This is a genomic window from Kocuria sp. CH-021 (assembly GCF_049716185.1).
GTDB lineage: Bacteria > Actinomycetota > Actinomycetes > Actinomycetales > Micrococcaceae > Kocuria > Kocuria cellulosilytica.
This window is the reverse complement of sequence record NZ_JBNAFK010000015.1, coordinates 40733-61683: the sequence shown is the minus strand read 5'-3', so window position 1 is coordinate 61683 and position 20951 is coordinate 40733. Positions and strand designations below refer to the sequence as shown.

Here is a 20951-nt window from a genome sequence, read left to right as displayed (position 1 = left end):
GTCAGTAGGGCCCGGACCACCCGTCGTCGAGCAGCCCCCGGACGTAGGCGGCCTGGCCGAGGTGCTGCGCGGCGTCGTCGACCGTGCTGACCAGGCGCACGCCGCGGGTGACGGGCGGGCTCCAGGACGGGTCCACCACGTCGTCGAGCTGGGCGTCGGTGAGCCCGTGCACGTAGGCCACGGTGCGCTCGACCACCGCGTCGAGGTAGCCCCGCAGCACGTCGGGGGACGCCACACGCACCCGCGCGACGTCCTCCGGGCCGTGGCCGAAGCCCATGGAGGAGTCGGGGAGGTCGAGGCCGAACCGCCCGCTCCAGCCCTCCGCGGTCCACACCTCCTCGGCACCGGCGAGCCGGGCCACCTGCGCGTCCTGCTGGCGGGCCGCGTGCCACACCAGCCAGGCCACGGAGTTCGCGGTCCCTCCCGGCATGGTGTTCAGCATCTCCGGCGAGATGTCCTCGAGCACGTGCTCGGCCACCTGGGACGGGCGGCGGGCGGCGTCCTCGAAAAGGTCCTGCGGCGTCATGGTGACCACTCCTTCCGTTCCCGAAGGGCCGGACCAGCCCCTGCCGCCGAGCCTACGGCCCCGGGGCTCCGTGGAGCGCCGCCGGCGTGCTGCGGCGTCCCGGCCCCTGCGGCGGGCAGGTCAGCGCGCGGCTGGCCGCAGCACGCGGGCGACCGTGAACGCGGCCAGGACCACCACGGCCGTCATGACCAGCGCCGTCCAGTGCATGCCCGCAGTGAAGGCCGCGAAGGCGGCCTCCCGCACGGCGGGACCGAGCGCCCCCGCGCCCTCCGCGATCTCGACGGCCCCGCCGAGGGTCTCGTGCGCCGCCGCGGAGGAGCCGGGCTCGAGCGCCGTGGGCAGATCGAGGTGCCGCTGGTAGAACGCGGTCAGCAGCCCGCCGAGCACGGCCGTGCCCAGCACCGCACCGACCTCGTAGCCGGTCTCCGAGATCGCCGAGGCGGCCCCGGCCTTGTGCGGCGGCGCGGCCGTGAGCACCAGGTCGTTGGAGAGCGTCTCGGCGAGCCCGATGCCGGTGCCGACCAGGCAGAAGGCCATGAGGACCACCACGGCGCCGGCGGTCGCGGAGAGATCGGCGAGGGCGACCACGAGGAAGCCGGCCGCGGACAGGAGCATCCCCGCGGTGATCACGGTCCGCGGGCTCAGCCACTGCACGGCCCGCACGGCCAGGAAGCCGGCGAGGACCGTGAGGACGAGGCCCGGGACCATGGTCAGGCCGGCGCTCATCGGGTCCAGGCCGACCACGAGCTGCAGGTACTGGGTCAGCATGAACAGGAACCCGTAGAGCCCCACGTTGCCGAGCACGTTGACGGTCACCCCGCCCCGGAAGCCCGGGAGCCGGAACAGGGCGAGGTCGAGCATCGGGTGCGCCAGGACCGCCTGGCGCCGGACGAAGAGCACACCGGCCAGCACGCCGAAGGCCGCGCTGAGCAGGCCGTGGAACAGCTCCCCGGAGGCCGTCGCCGCCTTGACGCCGTACACCACCGGGGTCATGGCCAGCATGGCGAGCAGCACGGAGGGGACGTCCACGGGCCCGGGCCGGGGGTCGCGCGACTCCGGCACCAGGACGGGACCGAGCACGAGCAGCGGCAGCAGCACTGGCACGGACATCAGGAACACCGAGCCCCACCAGAAGTGGTTGAGCAGGAAGCCGCCGACGATCGGCCCGAGCGCGGCGCCGCCGCTGAAGCCGCCGGCCCACACCGCGATCGCGATCCGGCGCTGGCCCGGGTCCAGGAAGATGTTGCGCAGCAGGGACAGGGTGGCCGGCATCAGCATCGCGCCGAAGAGCCCCATCGCGGCCCGTCCGGCCACCAGCAGTTCGGCGGTGGGCGCGAAGGCCGACGCCGCGGAGACGGCGGCGAAGCCCGTGCCGCCGATGAGCAGCAGCCGCCGGCGGCCGATCCGGTCCCCCAGGGACCCCATGGGGATGAGCAGGCCGGCGAGCACGAGGGGATAGACGTCCACGATCCACAGCAGCTGCGCCCCGGTGGGGTGCAGCGCCTGGGAGATGGTGGGCAGCGCGAAGCTCAGGGCCGTGTTGTCGACCGACACGAGCAGGACGGGCATCATCAGGACCGCGAGCGCGGCCCATTCGCGCGCACCGGCCGTGGGGCGGGGCGTCAGCAGAGTGGTCATGGTTCACCTCCGGGGAAACGGATCGGGATCGGACAGCCGCATTAACTGTACCGTCTAGACGGTACAGTTATGGGCGAGCTGGCACAATGGGCACCACGTCCGATCCAGGGAGGTCTTCCTCACATGCCGCGCCCACCCGTGGCCCGGGACAAGCTCCTGGCCGCCTTCGAGCAGATCGTCCTCGACGACGGCGAACGAGCCGCGACCCTCGACGCCGTCGCCGCCGCCGCCGGCGTGTCCAAGGGGGGCCTGCTCTACCACTTCCCGCACCGCCAGGCCCTCGTGGACGCGACGCTGCAGCGGCTCGAGGAGCTCATGCGCCTGGACCTCGAGGCCATGGCGGCGGCGCCGGACGGGGCCGCCCGCTACTTCCTCGTCACGTCCCTGTTCGAGGACAGCCGGCTCGACCGGGCCCTGATCGTGGCCTCCCGGCTGGTCCAGGCCGGGGACGAGAACGCCCGGGCCGCCCTCAAGCGGCTCGAGGAGGCGTGGTACGAGCTGATCCTCGCGGACGTGGGGGACCCGGTGGTGGCGACCGCGGTCCAGCAGATGGGTGACGGGCTCTACCAGAACGCGTCGATCGGACTGCTGCCCGACGGCAGCGCGCAGCGGCACACCATCCTGGAGAACCTCCTGGCCGCGGTGGACCGGCTCAGCCCGCGGCCCTGAGCTCCCGCTTCAGCTCCGCGCCGCGGCTGCGGCCGTGCGCAGCGCCACAAGGATCCGCTGCCGCGTCTCGACCCGGCGGTGGCCGTTGCGCAGCGAGGGGTGCGGCACACCCAGCACGGGCAGCAGCCGCGGCGGATCCTCGACGGTGAGCAGCCGCATCATCCCCGTGAGCGCCGGGGCCCCGAAGGTCACGACGACGCGCAGCTCCGGCAGCGAACCGACCAGTTCCCGCAGGGCCGGTTCCGCCTCGACGAGGTCCTCCGCCCTGGGCGGCCGGTGCCGCCCGTCCGCGTCCCGCAGCGACCAGGGCACCACGTTCCAGCGCAAGTAGTCGCCGCGGGCCAGCCCGGACTCCTCCCGTAGCGCCTTGAAGACCCGGGCGGTGGGATCAGGGTTGTCCTCGGAGCTGAAGCCCCGCTCCCCGGCCGCCACGGTGGCCGGCCCGGGCGCCTCCATGAGCACGAGCACCCGGGCGCCGGTGCCGCCGCCGTCGGGATCGGCCCACGGCACGAACCTGCCGCCGCTGCGCCAACTCCGGACCAGGGCGTTGAGCGGGGCCACGTGGGGCTCGTCCACGCGGGCACGCTTGGCAGTGGGCGAAACATCCGTCCCGGAGCTGCCGGGAACGCCGGGAGGCGAAGAAGACGGCACACGATGATCATCCCCGCTGACGAGCAAGCAGACCAGCCGATACGGCGCGCGGCCGAGTGCAGGGACACCTTCCCCCACCTGTCACGCACGCCACCTCCGATGGAGGAGACAGCGCAAGGAAAATGAATCACCATATCGACGGAAAAGGTGAAGTTATTGGAGCGTTACTACTTCACAGTGTTTCTCCATTTGTAATTGCTTCATTCATCGTCATACAGATTTCCGCTCCTACATTTATTCTCATCGGCACACAGGGACGTCATCTCGGCAAGGGGCGAGCCATGGTCACGAAGAACCCGCAACGGCTGGCAGAGGTCGGCCCGATCGACCCACGGACCGGTTTTCCACTGTGGTACGAAGACGCCACGGGTACGCGTCTGGATCTGGCGTGGCAACGCGACGACCCGAACACCCCGGTCATCGCTGGTCTGGATGAGAGCGGGACGCTGCGGGGCATCGCCGACTTCCCAGGCGAGTCGTTCTACATGACCGCGGAGGCGGAGTTGCCCCTGGGCGGAGGGGGACAGGATGGGGAAGTGAGGGTGATCCTGGCTCTGGAGGCCACCTTCGCCACCGAAGGCGTGGCGGACGGCCAGCAGATCGTCTTCGGACGCATCCGGTTCCGGGTCCGCGATGGCCGCCCCGAAACGACGTACACGCTCACGCACCCCTACGGCACGGTCCAGGCCACCACCGATGACAGGGGCCGGGTGACTGCGACGGAAGACGTCGGCCTGACCCCGTTGGAGTTCACCGGAGCTCTGGGCGGACACATTGCCCCTTTCCTGCGGTGGCCCCCCGATCCTGCTCTTCCCGAGGGCTACATCGGTGACGGCACCACCGAACACACGATCACAGGCAGCCCCTTCAACACCAACTTCGCCCTGGTGGATGGCCCGGGAGCGGGTACAGCTGGGGGTAACTCAGATCCGAATGATCCGGGGAACCCGGACAAGGTCTACACGGACCAGTTCGTGCTGCAGGGTCGGAGCGCCACGATCCACGGGGTGGAGATCACCCGCGCGATCTACCGCCGAGCGGCGTCGGGGACGGTGACGGTGGAGGTGTTCGCCCGGTCCGTCCCTGGGCAGCAACTCGGGGCATCCCTCGACGGTGGGCCCCAGACGCCCCTGCAGGGCGGCAACACCCCCAACTACCTCTCCCGCATGCCGGCGGACAACACGGTTCCGACGCAGGTCACGCTGACCAACCAGACCGATCCCATTGCTCTGCCGGTGACCGCGAGGGTCACCGATGCTGTGGAGATCATCCAGGCCGACTACGACAGCACCAACCAGACGCTTACCGTCAGCGCCACCTCCAGTGACCAGAGCGGCGCCCCGGCACTGACGGTTACCGGACGTGGCGGGCTGTCCGGCCCGGTTGGGGCTTTTGCTCTCGATGCGCCGCCGGCCACGGTCACGGTCGTCTCCGCCGCCGGCGGCACCAGCACAGCGAACGTCAGGGTCGTGGCCTGACCGGGTCCTGCCAGACGCTTTCCACCCATCATTCAGAGATCAGGGGACCGTCATGGAATACACACTGACAGGCGACTTTCTCGAGGCCTGCGACTGCACCGTCATCTGCCCCTGCTGGGTGGACGACGACCCTGTGGAGGGACACTGCACCGGGTTCGTCCTGTGGGAGTTCACCCAGGACGGCCAGGGCATCGAGTCGAGGATCGATGACCTCGTCGTCACCGGATGCAAGGTCGTCAGTGTCGCGATCCACTCGGGCAACCGCCGCGACAGCGCGGCCCCAGCCACTTCGATGATCTACATCGACGTCTCGGAGCGCACCAACAAGGGAGCCACCGAGGACCAGCTCATTCAGGCCTTGCGGAGTGCTTTCGCCGAGCATCCCACGAAGAAAGGAGGGGGCATCGGGCCGCTGGCTGAGCTGGCCGAGATGAGTGGAACTGTGGTCGGGGCCGAGTCGGCCAGGATCTCCTTCGACTTCGACAAGGACGGCGACGCGGACAAGAACGAACGCTTCTGGACGGCCACAGTCACCCGTACCCGAACGAACCCGGAGGAACCGGAGGCGAGACCCATTGAAGACCGGCTGATCCATGCCACCGGGCAGCCGGAGCGGTTCGACGTGGCCGAGGACGCTAAGAGGCAGCCGCTGGAGCTGTCCAACACCGCGCTTTCCTACGAGCTGCAGGCTCAGAACCCGGTGACTGCCCAGGCGGGGGAGGAACTGATCATCAACGTCGGGGCCCTGCCCGGAGGCAACATCCACGTCAAGGACCGATCAGGCATGCGCGGCACCTTTCGCTACCACCACCCCGCAGCCTAGGAAGCGCCGGCATGACTACCACCTCCTCGGCGACTCCTCACCGGTCCGTGGCACCCCGCCGCCTCGACATGAATCTCCTTGTTCTGGGCACGCTTGTGATGGCAGCGATGGCCTGGGGAGTCCTGCTGTTGACCCACGGGCCCGGGGGCCACGGCCTGGAAGGCCACACAGTGACCTCTGAGGTGCTCGCCCCGGGCGGGGCCGGGGAAGTACACGCTCAGCATGGTGGTACGACCGCGTTCGTGATTCCTCCTGCTCTGGTCGGTGGTGCGATTGCCATGGGCGCCTGGGGTTTCATGGTGGTCGCCATGATGCTTCCGCCAGCACTTCCGCTGCTGCAGACGGTGCGACGGCTGGTCTCCCACCAACCGGACCCGTGGCGTCTGACGATTTTGAGCGCCATGACTTTCGTGGGGGCCTGGATGGTTGTCGGGGCGGTTCTCGTCGCAAGCGATCTGGGTGTCCGGGAGTTGGCTTCCAGCGGATGGCTGGTGATCGATCCCCGCTGGGTGACAGGGGCCGTCCTGATTGGCGCCGGTGTCTATCAGTTCACCCCGCTAAAAGATCTGTGCCTGCGCGGCTGCCGGAGCCCACGCAGCTTCGTGCTGGCGCACTGGCAGGGTCGACGCTCCTCCGGCGCGGAGACCTTCGCCCTGTCCGGTGCCTACGCGCTGTCATGTATCGGGTGCTGTTGGGCGCTGATGCTCATCTGCTTCACCGTCGGCACCGCGGCCCTGCCTGCGATGGTCGCGTTGAGCGTAGTCATGGCCGCAGAGCGTCTCGTCTCGTGGGGCCGGCGCCTCGTTCGACCGGCCGGGTTCGCCCTCATCGCTCTGGGAGCGGCTACGGCGCTGATTCCCGTTATTTCACAGTCACATCTGTTGTAGACCTTTTCTGCCGCTGAGCGGCTCGATCACGGAGCTCACCATGTCGCGCACCCAATTCCGCACGTACCACGTTGTGGCCATGTCCTTCCCGATCGTCTACTCGCTCGAGGGCGACCACGATCCTAATGGTCTGCTCTACACCTTGCGCGTGTACCAGCCCCTCTTGGAGTGGGTGAAGGAACAACGAAAGAAGAACGGCGAATACCTGACCACGATGCACCGTAAAACCCAGCTCATGGAGACAGTGGTCTACGCCGTGCCACGGTTCCTCGAGATGCGCCGGATCCTATCCGAAGGACGGGAAGGGAATCGCTACCTCCTGCAGGAGTTCGGTGGTGAATCCGAGGTTCTCGACCGGGAGGACCGGGACTCCCACAGCCCACGGTTGGAACCGCACGACCGGGCGATACGCCAGAACTACCGGGCCACGGTGGATGAGTTGGTCTCCGCTTTGCGGGAACTGACCGCCGGGCGGATCTCCAGCCTCCACCCCAAGTCTTTGCAGAGCCCTAAGCGACAAGGGGAACAGCAGGCGCAGGAAGAGCAGGACGATATTGAGCAGGCCCTGCAGCAGCTCCTGGGGGAGTTGAGCACCTCATGGCTAGGGCAGCTCGAGGAGGCCGAGCGAGCCATCGAGGAGCAACTGGAAAAGCTCCGCCACGACTGGCCGGAGACACTGGCTTGGTACCGGAGGCATCGCCCTGGCTCTCAGCTGAAGGATAAGGACATCGAGCGGCTGATGTTCAACGACCACAGCCCTGACGTGCTCCATGAACATAGACATGAACGCGAACAAACTCCGCCGTACAACCGGTGCAATCCGCTCAAGCCCATCCCCCTGGTGCGTCCGCTGGTGCTGCGGGCATGCCGGGGAGAGCAGGTGAAGGTGCGGTTCGAGAACAGCATCCGCGGCCGCGAAGTGGGCATGCACGTGCAAGGAGACGGGCTCGGAGGCACCATCCCAGGTCGCGGCACCGGTACCGGGGTCCGGTACGGGGATGGGGCGTGCGTGGGCGACAACGACCCCACCACTGTCCCCTACCAATCGAAGATGACGTACCGCTGGACGTGCGCTCGGGAGGGCGTGTGGCCGATCAACGATCTGGGCGACATCCGCGGAACCGACCGTGGCACCAACAACCACGGGTTGTTCGCCGCTCTGGTCGTCGAGCCCGAGGGCGCGAGGTGGTACGACCCCGAGACCGGGCAACGGCTCGACGACACGGACCACCCCGACGGGCTCTACGCCGACGTCGTGCCCCGGGAGGAACACGGCCTCAAGGACGGGAAGGTGGCCACTCCCCAGGAGGACTGCCGCGACGACCAGCATGAGGATTGCCGGGTGGGCAATCGGTGCCGGAAATGGCGGAAGGAAAACTTCATCGACTTCCACCACGCGAAGAAGGATCCGGAGCAATTCGCCGGCAACTGCAGTTTCCGCGAGTTCACCGTCTTCTTCCACGACGAACCTGAGACGCACAGCGGCATCCCTCACCCCCTGCCTCACTCGGCGATGCCCCTGTCCTACCGTGCCGAACCCATGCACAACCGTCTTCCCTACCGGCTGCACCAACGCCTGCGCAAAGGCGCCCCGCAAGCAGAACCCGACGAGAACGGGATCGACCACTCAGCAGTCGAAGTCAGAATCGACCAGGAAACACTCGGAGAAGAATTCTGGGTGGCCAAAGACGAGAACGGCACATTCCTCGAGCGCGTCTCCGGTGAGGAACAGCATCACAGTTCATGGCTGTTCGGCGAACCGGTGACGCCGATCCTGCGCGCCTACCGCGGGGACCCCAGCCGAGTGCGGCTGGTGCACGCCGGGGTCAAAGAGACCCACGTCTACCACCTGCACGTCCACCAATGGCGAGCCGTCGCCCAGGACACCGCTGAGCCCTCAGTGTGGAAGACGGGCGAGCACCACGGCTCGCAGCTGCTGGACTCCGTGTCCATCGGCCCGCAGACAGCCATGACCATCGACCCGCTCTACGGCTCGGGCAGCCGCCAGCACGCGGTGGGCGACATCATCTGGCACTGCCACCTCTACCCCCACTTCCACCACGGCATGTGGGGACTGTGGCGCAGCTTCGACCGAATGGTCGACGGGGAGAGGGCCTACCCCGACGGCACGCCCTGTCCCGCGCTGAAGCCATTGCCCGGCCGCAACCCCGACCCCTGGACCGACGAACAACCCGGGTTTCCGTGGTTCATGGACTCCAGCTATCCACGCAAGTCTCCACCGCCGCCCTCACCTAACAAGAACGACGTGCAGAAAAGGGATGCGAACGCGACGATCCCGGTTGACGGGCGACGCCAACTGTTGCGGATGCCCAACTGCTCTGAGAAGGAGCGGGCAGCTTTTGCACCCAACTGTCGATCAGGTGCACAGCCCGGCGCCCTCTTCGTCGACTTGGACGGCCTCGCCCAGGACTGGAACACCAAGGCGAAGGTGCCCGAGCGACGGATCATTCACTACGACATCGCCATGGCGGAACGGGGAATGATCTACAACTCCGCCGGCTGGTACGACCCCCACGGCCACCACTATCGGCTCGAGGGAATCAGTGTCACCCGTCTCGACGATGACGGACCCCGGGAGGGGGACCCGGTGCCGTTCAAGCCGCCGGTCACCGAGAAGGACGGCGGGGTGGACGCGTTTTTCCCACGGGCCAATCACGGCGACATCGTGGAACTGCGCCTGCACAATACGGTGGGCACCGTCGAAGGCGACCACTTCGACTTCCCTGGTCACCCAGTGGAATGTGGCTTGCACGTCCACCTGGTGAAGTTCGACGTGCTCGCCGCCGACGGCTCAGCCTCCGGCTGGAACTACCTCTCGGGTGCCAGTTCCCCCGATGCCATTCCCGACGATGAGATCGGCGATCCCCCCGCGAACGTTTCTTTGCACCGGTGGGTGGTGGATGAGGAGTTCGGCCCGTGCTTCTTCCACGACCATCTCTTGGCGAACTTCCGGCAAAAGCGGGGCCTGTTTGCAGCCCTGATTGCCGAGCCCAACGGCACCCGCTGGTACCTGCCCGACCAGCAGACCCCCGCATGGGTTGGATCCCAAGCCGTGATCGTGCCGCGGAATTCGGACGAGCACGGGGACGTCGCTTTGAAGGAACCCTTCCGGGAAGCCGGATTGGCACTTGGGGACTTCGTTCCGCTGAACCGACCGAAGGACGACCGTCCTCCAATCCCCGTCCCTCCTCAACCTCGGCCAGAGGATGATCCGCTGAATGAGCCGAACCTGTTGGGTGGTGATGACGATCCCGGTGTTATGGGCGTCAACTACCGGTGCGCCCCCATGCGATATCGCGGCAAGGACCCCTCCGAGTGGTTCAGTTCCAGCCGTTCCTCGTTGGAGAACGAGGAAGAGCAGCAGCGGAAGGTCCTCGACGTGCAGGCCCCGCAGATGTCTCCGCCCCTGCCTGTGCCGCCGAAGCACAAGGGTGACCCTGACACGCCGGTGATCTACACCTACCCGGGGGAACGACTGCGCATCCGCATCTTCCAGGGCTCCCACGAGGAGCAGCACAGTTTCATGCTCAACGGCATGCGATGGCGCAAGGACTGGCAGAACCAACAGTCGCCGTGGGTGAACCAGCAGACACTGGGCATCTCTGAGGCCTTCACCATGGACATCAACCCACCGGAAATCGGAGCCGACGGAGAACCCGTGGTGACGAGCCCGTACGGTGTCGGCGACCACTTGTGGCAGTTCACCGTCATGGACGACCTGTGGCTGGGATGCTGGGGTCTGATCCGTTCGCTCCAGCCCAGCTCGGAAAACTTCCGAGAGCTCCCGCCGTTGCGGTCCATCACCAAGCTCGTGCCCGAAACCGAGGATGACAGGGGACGCGGGGCGCCTGCCACCGAGCAGGAACTGAACGAGGCACTGGACCTGTTCCGCCTCTCCCAGTCCAACGGATTCCTCCCCGCTCGCCCCCTCCGGATGCCCGGAGGAACGTCGTCGGGAGGAAAGGTGCGGGAGTACGTAGTGGTCGCCCAGCGCCACGAGCACCAGTACGCCGGCCAAGCGCTGACCGACCCGTGGGGTCTTATCTACCGGACAGCCGAAGAGTTCGTCGCCGAGACCAGAACCGACGGAAGCGAGACCGGAAATCTCCGGGCAGTGGACGTGGACGATTGCGACCAACCTCTGGTCCTACGGGCACATCCCGGGGAATGGATCAAGATCACCCTCATCAATGAGGTACTCCTACCGCAGGAGAACCTCCCCGACCAGGACTTCGCGACAAAGAATCCCCGGCTGCCGGACTTCGGACCGGAAGTGAGCCCGCCGCGGCTGCCCGTCGAGCACCGTGACCATCTGGGCTACCCGGACCGTCGAACGGTCAGCCCCCGGGTCTCCCTGCACCCCAGCCTGCTGCTGTACGACGTGCACAGCGACGACGGCGCGTACGTGGGGCTGAACCAGGACGGCACCGTGGCCGCCCTGGACGTGGACGATGGTGCTCACGTCGTGCACGGCGGGCACGACGACGCGGTCAATGCCGTGGTGCACCGCACCGACCACGGGATCGGGCACCGGGACGCAAACTGGCGGGAGTATTGGTGGTACGCAGATCCGGCCCTGGCTTTTGACACATATCAGGACGGGCGCGAACGAGGCCAAACCTGCTACCTGTTCGATATGGGCGACATCCGCAATCACCGACATCACGGCCTGATCGGAGCTGTCGTGATCGAGCCCAGAGACATCACCCCGGTCGACCCGCAGAACGAGGACGAGCCGAAGTGGACAGGCTCCCATGTCCATCTGAAGAAAGGCGAGGAAATCATAGCCCAAGAATTGGTTTTCTTCCTCCAGGACGGGCTGCGTCACTTCCTGCACGGTGATATCGATCAGCCACTTCCTGACATCTCTCCGAGCGACCCGCCCGTGGATGTCGGGCAGAAGGCCATCAGCTACCGATCTCCGCTGACGCCACACCAGAACCCCATGGCGCTGCCCAACCTCACCGCCCCGATCCAGCACGCCAGCAGGGACCTGCCCATCTGGTGGCGACTGGTGTGCGCAGGCGACAAACCTCGAAACCACACCTTCACTGTCCACAACTTCGCCTGGGACGTTGCCCCCTGGGTGCGAAAGGTAAAGAACTCTAGTCCCGAAGCCGGGTCGGTCACCGCCATCTCGGCCGGCTTCACCCAGGACCTGGTCATGGAGCCCGAAGGACGCTGGGATCCAGGGGACCACGCCTACCGCAGCGGTTCCTTCCGCTGGGCAGCCAGTCAGGGGATGTGGGGCATCATCCGCATGGATGACAAGAGCGCCCACAGCAGAAACGGAACGGGACAATCAGCACTACAGCGGTTGAGGTCACACTGGGCCAGCAAACTGCCCGAGCTGGTCAGTTCACGGCGTCGTCACATTCCGAAACAGGGAGGCAAGATAGGCGGAAGATCAACCAAAAGCAAAAGTCATGATGTAAATGCGGAAGGAGGAGCGTCAGGTCGCGGCGGAGGGCGTGCTGGGCGAACATCCAGTAATGCGGACGTCGGGCAAGAAGAACGTGCTGTCACGGCTCATGACTGCCTGCATGAAGTACGGGAGTACTTGCAAGGGCATATCGAATCCAACGAATCAGATTCCGCCCTTCACTTCGTCTTGAAAGACAATCCCCAAACCCTATCCGATTTGATGGAAGAATTCCGGTACTGCTCCGACCGGCTCGGTAGCATTCTCAACGAAATGCCACGGCCGGAAAGAATCCTAGCCATGGAGCAGGGAGACCCACCTCGTACGAAATCAGAAGAAAATTGGTTCGACAATTTGGAGCGTCATCGAGTCACCAGGTCCAGTGTCAGGCTGAAGTTGAATTCATTCCGCCGAGCAGCTGGTACTCGCATCAACAAGAAGTTCAAAGACTTGAAAAATCCTCGCAGTGTGGCCATGGCCCTGGATGTTGCCGTCACAGTGGTAGGAAGTATTTTGTCAGACGTTCCCGGATCGAGTGCAATCTCAGAGGCATTGGAACTGGGAAAACAAGTTGCGGAATCTTCTCCCTAGTGGTCCGTCTTTGAAGTCGTTGAGCAACTGGCCTTTTCCAGGATCTCGCTGCTGGTCCTTGTCCACGCCAAAAAATGAGACCGGTCGTTCCAGCCGGTGACGAAGGCCCGATTCCGCTTGTTGCACCCGGCTGCCGAGGCGATGTCGGTCCGGCGATCGATGATGCCCAGCCACGACTCGGCCGGGTTCAGCCATCACGCCGACGTCGAGATGAAGTGTCTGCGGAACCTCGAGTTCTCGGCCAGCCGAGCCTTCGCCGCATGAATCTCGTGCACCGCAGAGTTGTCCATCACAAAGTGTAGTTGCACCCTGAGGCAGGTCAGGATCGCCTGTTGCAGGAACGTCAGGACCTGTTGGCGAGCCCGCCGCCGTAGCCCCGCCGCGGCCCTGGTCGTAGAGAGGGGAATCGGGCTCGTCACCGCAGTCACCATCCTGGTCATTTGAACCCCTCCCGGACAGGTCAGGGACGGAACTGCCTTCACCTCGCTGGGCGGAGCGCGCACCCTCGTAACGCCGCCACAGAGTGGGTAGTTGACGGAATGACCGTGTTTCACGGAGGTGTCCACGGCGAGGAACTGCCCGGGCACGTCCGTGCGGGATCAGAGCGGACGGACGTGCTCGGGCCGGAGGCCGATGCCGATGGCCCGTCCGGTCACGTGGGGCAGGAACGGCAGCGCCCGCACCACGCCCAGCGGCACCGGCGGCCGCGGCGCCTGCCCGGGCCGGGAGGGGACCAGCCGGCGGGCCAGCACGAGCTGGAACAGCTGCGTGACGCGCGCCGGCCACGCCCGCCGCCGCTGCACCCGCGCGAGGTCCCGCGCCCGCACCCCGCCGTGCAGCAGGCGCGGGCCGAGGAGGTTCGCCGCGGCCACCGCGTCCTGGATCGCCAGGTTGATGCCCACGCCGCCGGCCGGGGACATCGCGTGGGCGGCGTCGCCGAGGAACAGGACGCCGGGCCTCCACCAGCGGCGCAGCCGGTCCACGCGCACGCGCAGCAGCTTCACCTGCTCCCAGTCCTCGATCGCGGCGAGCCCCTCCCCCAGCCCGGGGGCGAGCGCGCGCACCCGGTCCCGGAAGGCCTCCAGCCCCTGGGCGCGCAGGGCGTCGTGCTCACCGGCCCGCACGATCATGGCGGCCTGCCAGTAGCCGGTGCGCGGCAGGGCGACCACCGCCCCGTCCCCGGCGTTGAACAGCGGCTGCTCCTGGCCCTCGCTGCGGGGCACGCGGAACCACAGCACGTCCATCCGGGACGGCGAGGCCCGCGGGACCAGGCCGGCGGCGGCCCGCAGCACGGAGTCGCGGCCGTCGGCGGCCAGCACCAGCTCGGCCCGGACCTGCACCGGGGTCCCGTCGTCGTCGTGCGCCGTGACGCCGGTGCACCGCCCGTCCTCGACGAGCAGGCCGTCGGCGGCCGTGGAGCGCAGCAGCCGGAAGCCGGGCAGCGCCTGGCCTTTCTCGGCGAGCAGGTCCAGGAAGTCCCACTGCGGCAGGAACGCGATGAACGGGCAGCGCACGGGCAGACGGTCGAAGCGGCCGACCACGACCGTCTCCCCGCCGAGGGAGACGGTGGCGCGCTCCACGCGGGTGTGCGGCAGCGCCAGGACGTCCTCGAGCCAGCCGAGCTCGGCCATCACCTCCAGGGTGGAGGGGTGCAGGGTGTCGCCGCGGAAGTCCCGCAGGAAGTCCGCGTGCTTCTCCAGCACGACCACGTCCACGCCCTGCCGCGCGAGCAGCACCCCGGCCAGCAGCCCGGCCGGGCCTCCGCCCACCACGCAGCACGTGGTCCGCACCTGCGCCACCGTCCGCCCGGTCGCCTGCTCCGCCGCCACGGGTGCCTCCCGGACCCTCGCCGAACCCTCGTCCCTGCCGAGGGTCCCACCGCGGCCCCGGCCGCGCAAGAGCGCGGCACGGGGGACCGGCACGCCCCGGCCGCCGGCCGATCCCGTCATGGGGCGCCGAGTCCTTTCCACCGCCGCGCGGCCACGCCAGAGTAGGAACCGCAGACAGGAGCACCGACCGCACCGGCAGGAGATCCCCGTGGGCCAGCTGATCATCACCGAGTTCATCACCCTCGACGGCGTCGTCGACTCCCCCGGCGGCGGCCCGCACCCGCACGCAGGCTGGACGTTCCAGCACGTCCCCTACGACGAGGCCGCCTACGAGCTCAAGGACCGGGAGCAGAAGGAGGCGGCGGCGATGCTGATGGGCCGGGTCAGCTACGACGAGTTCGCCCCCGTGTGGCCCTCGATGGAGGAGTTCGCGGAGTACAACGCCATGCCCAAGTACGTGGTCTCCTCCACCCTGGAGGACCCGCAGTGGCACAACACCACCGTGCTGCGCTCCCTCGACGAGGTCGCGCGGCTGCGGTCCACGGTCGACGGCACCGTCCTGGTCCACGGCAGCGCCACCCTGGCCCAGGGCCTCGCCGCCGCGGGACTCGTGGACCGGTACCACCTCCTGGTGTTCCCCGTGCTGCTCGGGGCGGGCCGCCGCCTCTTCGACGACAGCACCGACACGTTCCGCAGGCTCGAGCTGGTCGAGCACGAGGCCTACGCCAACGGCGTCCTCAAGGCCGTCTACGACGTCGTCCGCTGACCGGCGGGCGCCTCCCGGGGCTCACGCGCCGTCCTCCCGCCGCTCCTCGGGGCCGCGCTCCAGCAGGCCCTCGTGCTCCTCGACGAGCCGCAGGGACAGCTCCTTGTAGCCGACCGAATCGAACAGGACGATGATCCGGTCCGGCTCCGCGCCCATGACGATCCCGTGCCCCCACTCGCGGTGGGTGACCGGGGTCTGGATCTCCCACCCGTGCGGGGTGGCGGCGGCCCGCTCCTCGGCCTCGGCGGCGGAGCCCGTCTCCGCACAGTTGTCGCAGTTGCCGCACCAGCCGCCGGTCTCCTCGCCGAAGTAGTTGAGCAGCCAGTCCCGCCGGCACCCGTCCGTCTCGGCGTAGCCGCGCATCATGTCGATCCGGGACCGGTCGATCCGGTGCCGGGCCTCGGCCTCCGCGAGCGCGGCGGCGACGGCGGATTCCGGCGTGGCGCCGTCCACGGCACGGCAGCCCTCGCGCCGGGCGAGCACGCCGCCGCTGTGCTCGAGGAGGTGCAGGGCCCGGGCCTGGGCGCGCGGGCCGAGCCCGGTGTGCTCGCGCAGCTCCCGGGACCGGACCGGCCCGTGCCGGCGGACCGCGCGGAAGACCTTCTCGAGGTCCTCCGGCTCGGGGGCGGCCCCGGCGAAGTACTGCTGCAGCCCCAGGTCCTCGGAGCGGTAGTGCAGCACGGCCAGGGCGGGCCGCCCGTCCCGGCCCGCCCTGCCGATCTCCTGGTAGTAGCTGTCCAGGGAGTCGGGGATGTCCGCGTGCACCACGAAGCGCACGTCCGGCTTGTCGATGCCCATCCCGAAGGCGGTGGTGGCCACGACCACGTCGAGCTCGTGGTCGTGGAACCGGGTGTGCACCTCGTCCCGCTCGGACTTCCGGCGCCCCGCGTGGTAGGCCTCGGCGCGCACCCCGCGCCGGGTGAGCTCCGCGGCGTAGTCCTCGGTCTCCTTGCGGGTGGCGACGTAGACCAGCCCGGGGCCCCCGAGTCCGGCGACCTCGTCGAGCACCGCACGGCGCTTGTCGGAGGAGCGGTGGTGGCGCACGACCCGCAGCTCGATGTTGGGCCGGTCGAAGCTGTGCACCAGGACCAGGGGGTCGCGCAGGCCGAGCCGGTCGACGATCTCGGCCCGGGTGTGCGGGGAGGCGGTGGCGGTGAGGGCCACGACGGGCGGGCGGCCCAGCCGTTCGGCCGCCTCCCGGAGCACGAGGTAGTCGGGGCGGAAGTCGTGGCCCCAGGAGGAGATGCAGTGCGCCTCGTCCACCACGAACAGGGACGGCGGGTGCGCGGCGAGCCGCTGCGTCGTCTCCTCCCGGGCCAGCTGCTCGGGGGCGAGGAAGAGGAACTTCGCGTCCCCGCGCTCCACCGCCGCCCAGGCGGCACGCTCGCGGCGGGCCCCCACCGCGGAGTTCAGCGCGAACGCGACCTCCGCCCCCAGGTCCTCGTTGATCGCCTCGACCTGGTCGTGCTGGAGGGCGATCAGCGGGGACACCACCACGGCCGTCCCGGGCAGCGCGGCGCCCGGGACCTGGTAGATCGCGGACTTGCCGTGGCCGGTGGGCATCACCGCCAGGACGTCCCGGCCGGTGGCCGCCGCCGCCATCGCCTCGAGCTGCCCCTCCCGGAACTCGTCGATGCCGAAGCGGGACGCGGCGACCTCCCGGAGCCGTTCCGCGGAGACCTGCGCGGTGCGCTGCGCCGGGCCGGAGCCGCTGTCCCCGGCGGTTCCGGCGCCGGCGGAGAACCCGTGCTCACCGGTGCAGACCAGGTCTCGGGTGATGCTCATGGCGCGCCTTTCGGTCGTCGTCGTCCCGCAGGGACCTCGCGTAACAGCAAGGGTACTTATCGAATCCGGGAAGTGCCACGACCGGCCGCGTGCGCACCGGGACCGGGCGGACGGGGGCGCAGAATGGGACCCGTGGAGATCATCGTCGTCGCCGCCCTCGCGATCCTCGTGGGCTCGGTCCTGCAGCGCGTCTCGGGCACCGGGGTCGGCCTGGTGGTGGCCCCGACCCTCGCGCTGCTGCTGGGCCCCGCCACGGGCGTGCTCGTGACCAACGCGACGACGACCGTCTCCGGGTTCCTCATCATGCTCTCGGTGTGGCGCCACGTGGACTGGCGGCGCTACGCGCTCATCGCCCCGGCCGCCGCGGTGGGCGCCGTGCCGGCGGCGCTCGTGGTGCGCGAGCTGCCCGCGGCCTGGCTGCAGGTGGTCGTGGGCGGCGTGGTGCTGCTGGCGCTGACCACCATGTTCGGGCTCCCCCGCCTGCCCGAGTGGCCGGGGCGGCTGCCCACGGTGCTCGCCGGGGCGATCGGCGGCTTCTTCAACACCACGGCGGGGGTGGCCGGGCCGGTCATGGTGATCCACTCCCGGCTGGCCCGCTGGGATCAGCGCTCCTTCGCCGCGACCCTGCAGCCGGTGTTCATGACGATGGGCGCCCTGTCGGTGCTCACCAAGACCCTGCTCGGGGCGGCCGGCACGGACGGGATGCCCCCGTGGTGGGTGGCGCCCGGCGTGGTCCTCACGGTGGTGCTGGGGATCCGGATCGGCGCGGTGGTGGCCCGCCGGGTACCACTGAGCGCCGCCCGCACCACCGCACTCGTGCTCGCCGGCCTGGGCGGAGCCGTCACCCTGGTCCGGGGCCTGCTGGCCCTGTCCTGAGGCGTCCCGCCCGGTGGGTGCTGCGCGTCAGAGCAGCCGGACGTACGTGCGTGAGACGCCGAATCCGACGATGTCCGCCCGGCCGTCACCATTGACGTCGGCGAGCTCCCGCGGATGCTCGCCCACGCGCCAGCCCTGGGCGACCCCGAAGTCGCCGACCACCAGGGACGCGGGAGCCAAGGTGCCGTCCGCTCGCGACTCGGCCGCGTAGACCCCGGCGTCGCCGAAGCCCACCACGTCGTCCCGGCCGTCCCCGGTGACGTCGGCGACGGCCCGCGGGTGCAGCTCCACGCGCCACCCGCCGTCGTACCCGAAGCTGCTGGATCTCAGTTCCGCCTCGTCGAACCAGCCGTTGGGGATGCCGTCGGGACGGGAGGCGGTGGCGATCCAGGTGCCCGCGTACCCGAAGCCCACGATGTCAGCCAGCCTGTCCCCATCGACGTCCCCCAGCACCCGGGGGTGCCGGTCGCCCCGCCAGCCGTAGTAGCCGGCGGTGAAGTTGCTCCCCCTGGTCTCGGGGTAGGTGAACCCCCCGGGCTCCTGGAAGAAGGAGACGACGACGGAACTGTCGGAGAAGCCGATGATCTCCGCCACGCCGTCCCCGGTGATGTCGGCCAGCTCCCGCGGGTGGTCCTCGACGGTCCACCCGCCGCGGCTGCCCATTTCCGGACCCACCCGCATCGTCTGCAGGACGGCGGGAGCGAAGGTGCCGCCGGGGAGCGACCGGGAGAGGTACGTGCCGGCGTCACCGAAGCCCACCAGGTCGGCCCGCCCGTCCCCGTCGACGTCGGCCGCGCGGCGCACGTGCAGGTCGGTCCGCCACCCCTGGGCCCAGCCGAAGTTGCGCACCACGAGCGCTGCGGGCCCGAACGTGCCATCGGCCCGGGCATAGGCCACGTGCACGCCGGCGTCACCGAAGCCGAGGAGATCGGCGCGCCCGTCGCCGTCGACGTCCATCACCTTCCGGGGGTGACGGTCCACCCGCCAGCCCTGGGCCCAGCCGAAGTCGCGCACGGCCAGGACTGCGGGGGAGAACGTGCCGTCGGCTCGGCCGCGGGCGACCAGGACGCCGGCGTCGCCGAAGCCGACAACATCGGCGCGCCCGTCTCCGTCGACGTCGGCCACCGCTCGGACGTGTCTCTCACCGCTCCACCCCTGGGCCGCGGAGAAGTCGTCGACGGCGGCTGCGGGGGCCACCGCCGTGACGCCGGGCGTCGCCTCCGCCGCCGTGCCGCCGCCCGTGAGCACCAGCACGGCCGCCGAAAAGCCCGCGGCCCCGCGCGACCGGGATCGTCGGAGCAGCCCCGGCCACATCGAGGTCTTCATGGGAACGCTTCCTTTTGGGGCACGAGCCCTGTTCGTTCGCACCGGCCCGGCTGTCCGAAGCCCACGACATCCGTTCGGCGGCGCCGGGCCCGGCCGAGGATCGGGCCCGTTCCCAGGATAGGTTCGGCGACGAGATGCGCTCACAACGAAACCATCACGACGCCGAGCAGCCCCTCAGCTCCCCCGCGCCTCCCGCGTCGCGGCGTCGTTGGCCTTCCGGATCGCGTCGACGAGCTCCTTCTTGGTCATGTAGGAGCGGCCCTCGACGCCGAGCCGCTTCGCCACCTCGTAGAGGTGCTGCTTGGAGGAGTTCGCGTCGACCCCGCCGGCGGTCTCCGCACGGGAGTCGCGGCCCCCGGCGGCGTGCTCGTCGGAGGGCCCGGGCTCCTCCTTGCCCTCCCAGTGGTCGCCGACCTTCTCGTGGGTGTGCTTGAGCGCGCTGTAGGCCGTGCGCGCCGCGCGCGCCTCGTCGTCGTACTGCTCGAGCGCGGAGTCGTAGGTCTTGGCGAACGTGTCCTGCGCCTTCCGCCCCGAGCGCTGCAGGGTGGAGGGCAGCTCGCTCTTCTTGGCGTGGTCGTCCTGGCCGGTCTTGGGCACGAGGTGCTCCTTCCGTAGGGGTGCGGGGGGCGCCGCTCAGAAGACGGGCATGCCGCCGGTGACGCCGAGGACGATGCCGCTGACGTAGCTGGCCTCGGCCGGGCTGGCGAGGAAGACGTAGGCGCCGGCCAGCTCGGCGGGCTGGGCGATCCGCCCCAGGGGCGTCTCCTTGCCCATGTTCGCGACCGCCCCGGGCTCCTTGGTGGCCGGCCCCAGCGGGGTCCACACGGGCCCGGGGGCCACGGCGTTGACGCGGATGCCGTCGGGGCCGAGCTCGGCGGCGAGGTTGGCGGTGACGTTGTTGAGGGCCGCCTTCGTGGCGGCGTAGTCGACCATCGACACCGAGGGGTCGTAGGCCTGCACGGACGTGGTGTTGATGATGCTGTCCCCGCGGCCGAGGTGCGGCAGCGCCGCGCGGCTGATCCACAGGGTGCCGTAGAGGTTGGTGCGCACGGCCCGCTCCAGGTCCTCCGTGGCGAGCCCCTGGAGCCCCGCCTCCCCGCGCGCCCAGTGGAAGCCCGCGTTGTTCACGACCACGTTGAGCCCGCCGAGACCCTCGACCGCCCGGTCCACGATCTCCTGACAGTTCCGCTCCTCACGCACGTCGCCGGGGACCAGGACCGCGGTGCGCCCGGCCTTCTCGATCCAGCCCACCACGTCCTGGGCGTCCTCCTGCTCGTCGGGGAGGTAGTTGATCGCGACGTCGGCGCCCTCCCGGGCGAACGCGATCGCCACGGCCCGGCCGATCCCGGAGTCCCCGCCGGTGATCAGGGCCTTGAGCCCCTCGAGCCGGCCCCGCCCCTCCCAGGACGCCTCCCCGTGGTCCGGCACGGGGTCCATGGCGGCGGTCAGGCCCGGGGGCGTCTGCTGCTGCTCGGGCATCCCGCCCTCGTCGTCGGCCATCGCGCGGGCGTGCTGGGAGACGGGCGCCTCGGGCATCTGGGGCTCCTTCGATCAGGTTGCTTATCGTTGCCTGCTCCCACCCTAGGAGGGCCGGGCACGCCTTGTCTTCCCCCTGCGGGCACAAAGTTCCGCGCCGGCCATGGACATCGCTCGACGTTCCTCG

General features: G+C 69.2%; 15 protein-coding genes. 7 read left to right on the top strand and 8 right to left on the bottom strand.

Annotated elements, in window-relative coordinates:
* Window position 1: 1 nt before the first annotated feature.
* Both ACPYN7_RS12665 and ACPYN7_RS12660 read right to left on the bottom strand, forming a co-directional pair.
* Window positions 2–526, bottom strand: a complete 525-nt coding sequence (locus ACPYN7_RS12665; RefSeq protein WP_424347881.1) for a mycothiol transferase — start codon at window positions 524–526, stop codon at window positions 2–4.
* Window positions 527–646: 120 nt separating this feature from the next.
* On the bottom strand, window positions 647–2164 hold the full coding sequence (locus ACPYN7_RS12660; RefSeq protein WP_424347880.1) for an MFS transporter: 1518 nt from the start codon (window positions 2162–2164) through the stop codon (window positions 647–649).
* 123 nt (window positions 2165–2287) lie between these two features.
* Between ACPYN7_RS12660 and ACPYN7_RS12655 the strand changes: the two genes are divergently transcribed.
* Window positions 2288–2833: a TetR family transcriptional regulator gene (locus ACPYN7_RS12655; protein ID WP_424347879.1), complete on the top strand. Its 546-nt coding sequence runs from the start codon at window positions 2288–2290 to the stop codon at window positions 2831–2833.
* Between the two features lie 9 nt (window positions 2834–2842).
* Here the strand turns inward: ACPYN7_RS12655 and ACPYN7_RS12650 are convergent, their stop codons facing one another.
* Entirely contained in the window at window positions 2843–3409 is a 567-nt protein-coding gene (locus tag ACPYN7_RS12650) for a uracil-DNA glycosylase (protein WP_424347878.1), read from the bottom strand.
* Between the two features lie 356 nt (window positions 3410–3765).
* On the opposite strand from ACPYN7_RS12650, the gene ACPYN7_RS12645 reads away from it, so the two are divergent.
* The 4 genes from ACPYN7_RS12645 to ACPYN7_RS12630 are packed head-to-tail and all read left to right on the top strand — an operon-like array spanning window position 3766 to window position 12706.
* Window positions 3766–4962 (top strand): hypothetical protein, encoded by a 1197-nt coding sequence (locus ACPYN7_RS12645; protein WP_424347877.1) that lies wholly within the window; start codon window positions 3766–3768, stop codon window positions 4960–4962.
* Window positions 4963–5014: 52 nt separating this feature from the next.
* A complete protein-coding gene (locus ACPYN7_RS12640) occupies window positions 5015–5785 on the top strand; it encodes a DUF1326 domain-containing protein (RefSeq protein ID WP_424347876.1) in 771 nt (256 codons plus the stop codon).
* Window positions 5786–5796: 11 nt separating this feature from the next.
* Window positions 5797–6672 carry a DUF2182 domain-containing protein gene (locus ACPYN7_RS12635; protein ID WP_424347875.1) on the top strand — a complete coding sequence of 292 codons (876 nt, stop codon included), beginning with the start codon at window positions 5797–5799 and terminating at the stop codon, window positions 6670–6672.
* 40 nt (window positions 6673–6712) lie between these two features.
* Window positions 6713–12706 (top strand): multicopper oxidase domain-containing protein, encoded by a 5994-nt coding sequence (locus tag ACPYN7_RS12630; protein WP_424347874.1) that lies wholly within the window; start codon window positions 6713–6715, stop codon window positions 12704–12706.
* Between the two features lie 599 nt (window positions 12707–13305).
* On the opposite strand, the gene ACPYN7_RS12625 is transcribed toward ACPYN7_RS12630, so the two are convergent.
* A complete protein-coding gene (locus tag ACPYN7_RS12625) occupies window positions 13306–14535 on the bottom strand; it encodes an FAD-dependent oxidoreductase (RefSeq protein ID WP_424347873.1) in 1230 nt (409 codons plus the stop codon).
* Window positions 14536–14743: 208 nt separating this feature from the next.
* Between ACPYN7_RS12625 and ACPYN7_RS12620 the strand changes: the two genes are divergently transcribed.
* Window positions 14744–15301, top strand: a complete 558-nt coding sequence (locus ACPYN7_RS12620; RefSeq protein ID WP_424347872.1) for a dihydrofolate reductase family protein — start codon at window positions 14744–14746, stop codon at window positions 15299–15301.
* A gap of 21 nt (window positions 15302–15322) precedes the next feature.
* On the opposite strand, the gene ACPYN7_RS12615 is transcribed toward ACPYN7_RS12620, so the two are convergent.
* The gene (locus ACPYN7_RS12615; protein WP_424347871.1) at window positions 15323–17086 is read right to left on the bottom strand and encodes a RecQ family ATP-dependent DNA helicase; all 1764 of its coding nucleotides are present in this window, start codon (window positions 17084–17086) and stop codon (window positions 15323–15325) included.
* A gap of 123 nt (window positions 17087–17209) precedes the next feature.
* Here ACPYN7_RS12615 and ACPYN7_RS12610 point away from each other — a divergent pair, with 123 nt between their 5' ends.
* Complete coding sequence (locus ACPYN7_RS12610; protein WP_424347870.1) at window positions 17210–17962, top strand: TSUP family transporter; 753 nt, start codon at window positions 17210–17212, stop codon at window positions 17960–17962.
* Window positions 17963–17989: 27 nt separating this feature from the next.
* Here the strand turns inward: ACPYN7_RS12610 and ACPYN7_RS12605 are convergent, their stop codons facing one another.
* The 3 genes from ACPYN7_RS12605 to ACPYN7_RS12595 all read right to left on the bottom strand — a co-directional run bounded on the left by ACPYN7_RS12605 (window position 17990) and on the right by ACPYN7_RS12595 (window position 20824).
* The gene (locus ACPYN7_RS12605) at window positions 17990–19288 is read right to left on the bottom strand and encodes an FG-GAP repeat domain-containing protein (protein WP_424347869.1); all 1299 of its coding nucleotides are present in this window, start codon (window positions 19286–19288) and stop codon (window positions 17990–17992) included.
* 174 nt (window positions 19289–19462) lie between these two features.
* Entirely contained in the window at window positions 19463–19885 is a 423-nt protein-coding gene (locus ACPYN7_RS12600) for a ChaB family protein (RefSeq protein WP_424347868.1), read from the bottom strand.
* A 36-nt stretch (window positions 19886–19921) separates the two neighbouring features.
* Window positions 19922–20824 (bottom strand): SDR family oxidoreductase, encoded by a 903-nt coding sequence (locus tag ACPYN7_RS12595; RefSeq protein ID WP_424347867.1) that lies wholly within the window; start codon window positions 20822–20824, stop codon window positions 19922–19924.
* Between the last annotated feature and the right edge of the window lie 127 nt (window positions 20825–20951).

Bases quoted from the DNA above. Each gene is read 5' to 3' on its own strand.
- ACPYN7_RS12665 (WP_424347881.1), bottom strand. From the start codon at position 526: ATGACGCCGCAGGACCTTTTCGAGGACGCCGCCCGCCGCCCGTCCCAG.
- ACPYN7_RS12660 (WP_424347880.1), bottom strand. From the start codon at position 2,164: ATGACCACTCTGCTGACGCCCCGCCCCACGGCCGGTGCGCGCGAATGG.
- ACPYN7_RS12655 (WP_424347879.1), top strand. From the start codon at position 2,288: ATGCCGCGCCCACCCGTGGCCCGGGACAAGCTCCTGGCCGCCTTCGAG.
- ACPYN7_RS12645 (WP_424347877.1), top strand. From the start codon at position 3,766: ATGGTCACGAAGAACCCGCAACGGCTGGCAGAGGTCGGCCCGATCGAC.
- ACPYN7_RS12640 (WP_424347876.1), top strand. From the start codon at position 5,015: ATGGAATACACACTGACAGGCGACTTTCTCGAGGCCTGCGACTGCACC.
- ACPYN7_RS12635 (WP_424347875.1), top strand. From the start codon at position 5,797: ATGACTACCACCTCCTCGGCGACTCCTCACCGGTCCGTGGCACCCCGC.
- ACPYN7_RS12630 (WP_424347874.1), top strand. From the start codon at position 6,713: ATGTCGCGCACCCAATTCCGCACGTACCACGTTGTGGCCATGTCCTTC.
- ACPYN7_RS12615 (WP_424347871.1), bottom strand. From the start codon at position 17,086: ATGAGCATCACCCGAGACCTGGTCTGCACCGGTGAGCACGGGTTCTCC.
- ACPYN7_RS12610 (WP_424347870.1), top strand. From the start codon at position 17,210: ATGGGACCCGTGGAGATCATCGTCGTCGCCGCCCTCGCGATCCTCGTG.
- ACPYN7_RS12605 (WP_424347869.1), bottom strand. From the start codon at position 19,288: ATGAAGACCTCGATGTGGCCGGGGCTGCTCCGACGATCCCGGTCGCGC.
- ACPYN7_RS12595 (WP_424347867.1), bottom strand. From the start codon at position 20,824: ATGCCCGAGGCGCCCGTCTCCCAGCACGCCCGCGCGATGGCCGACGAC.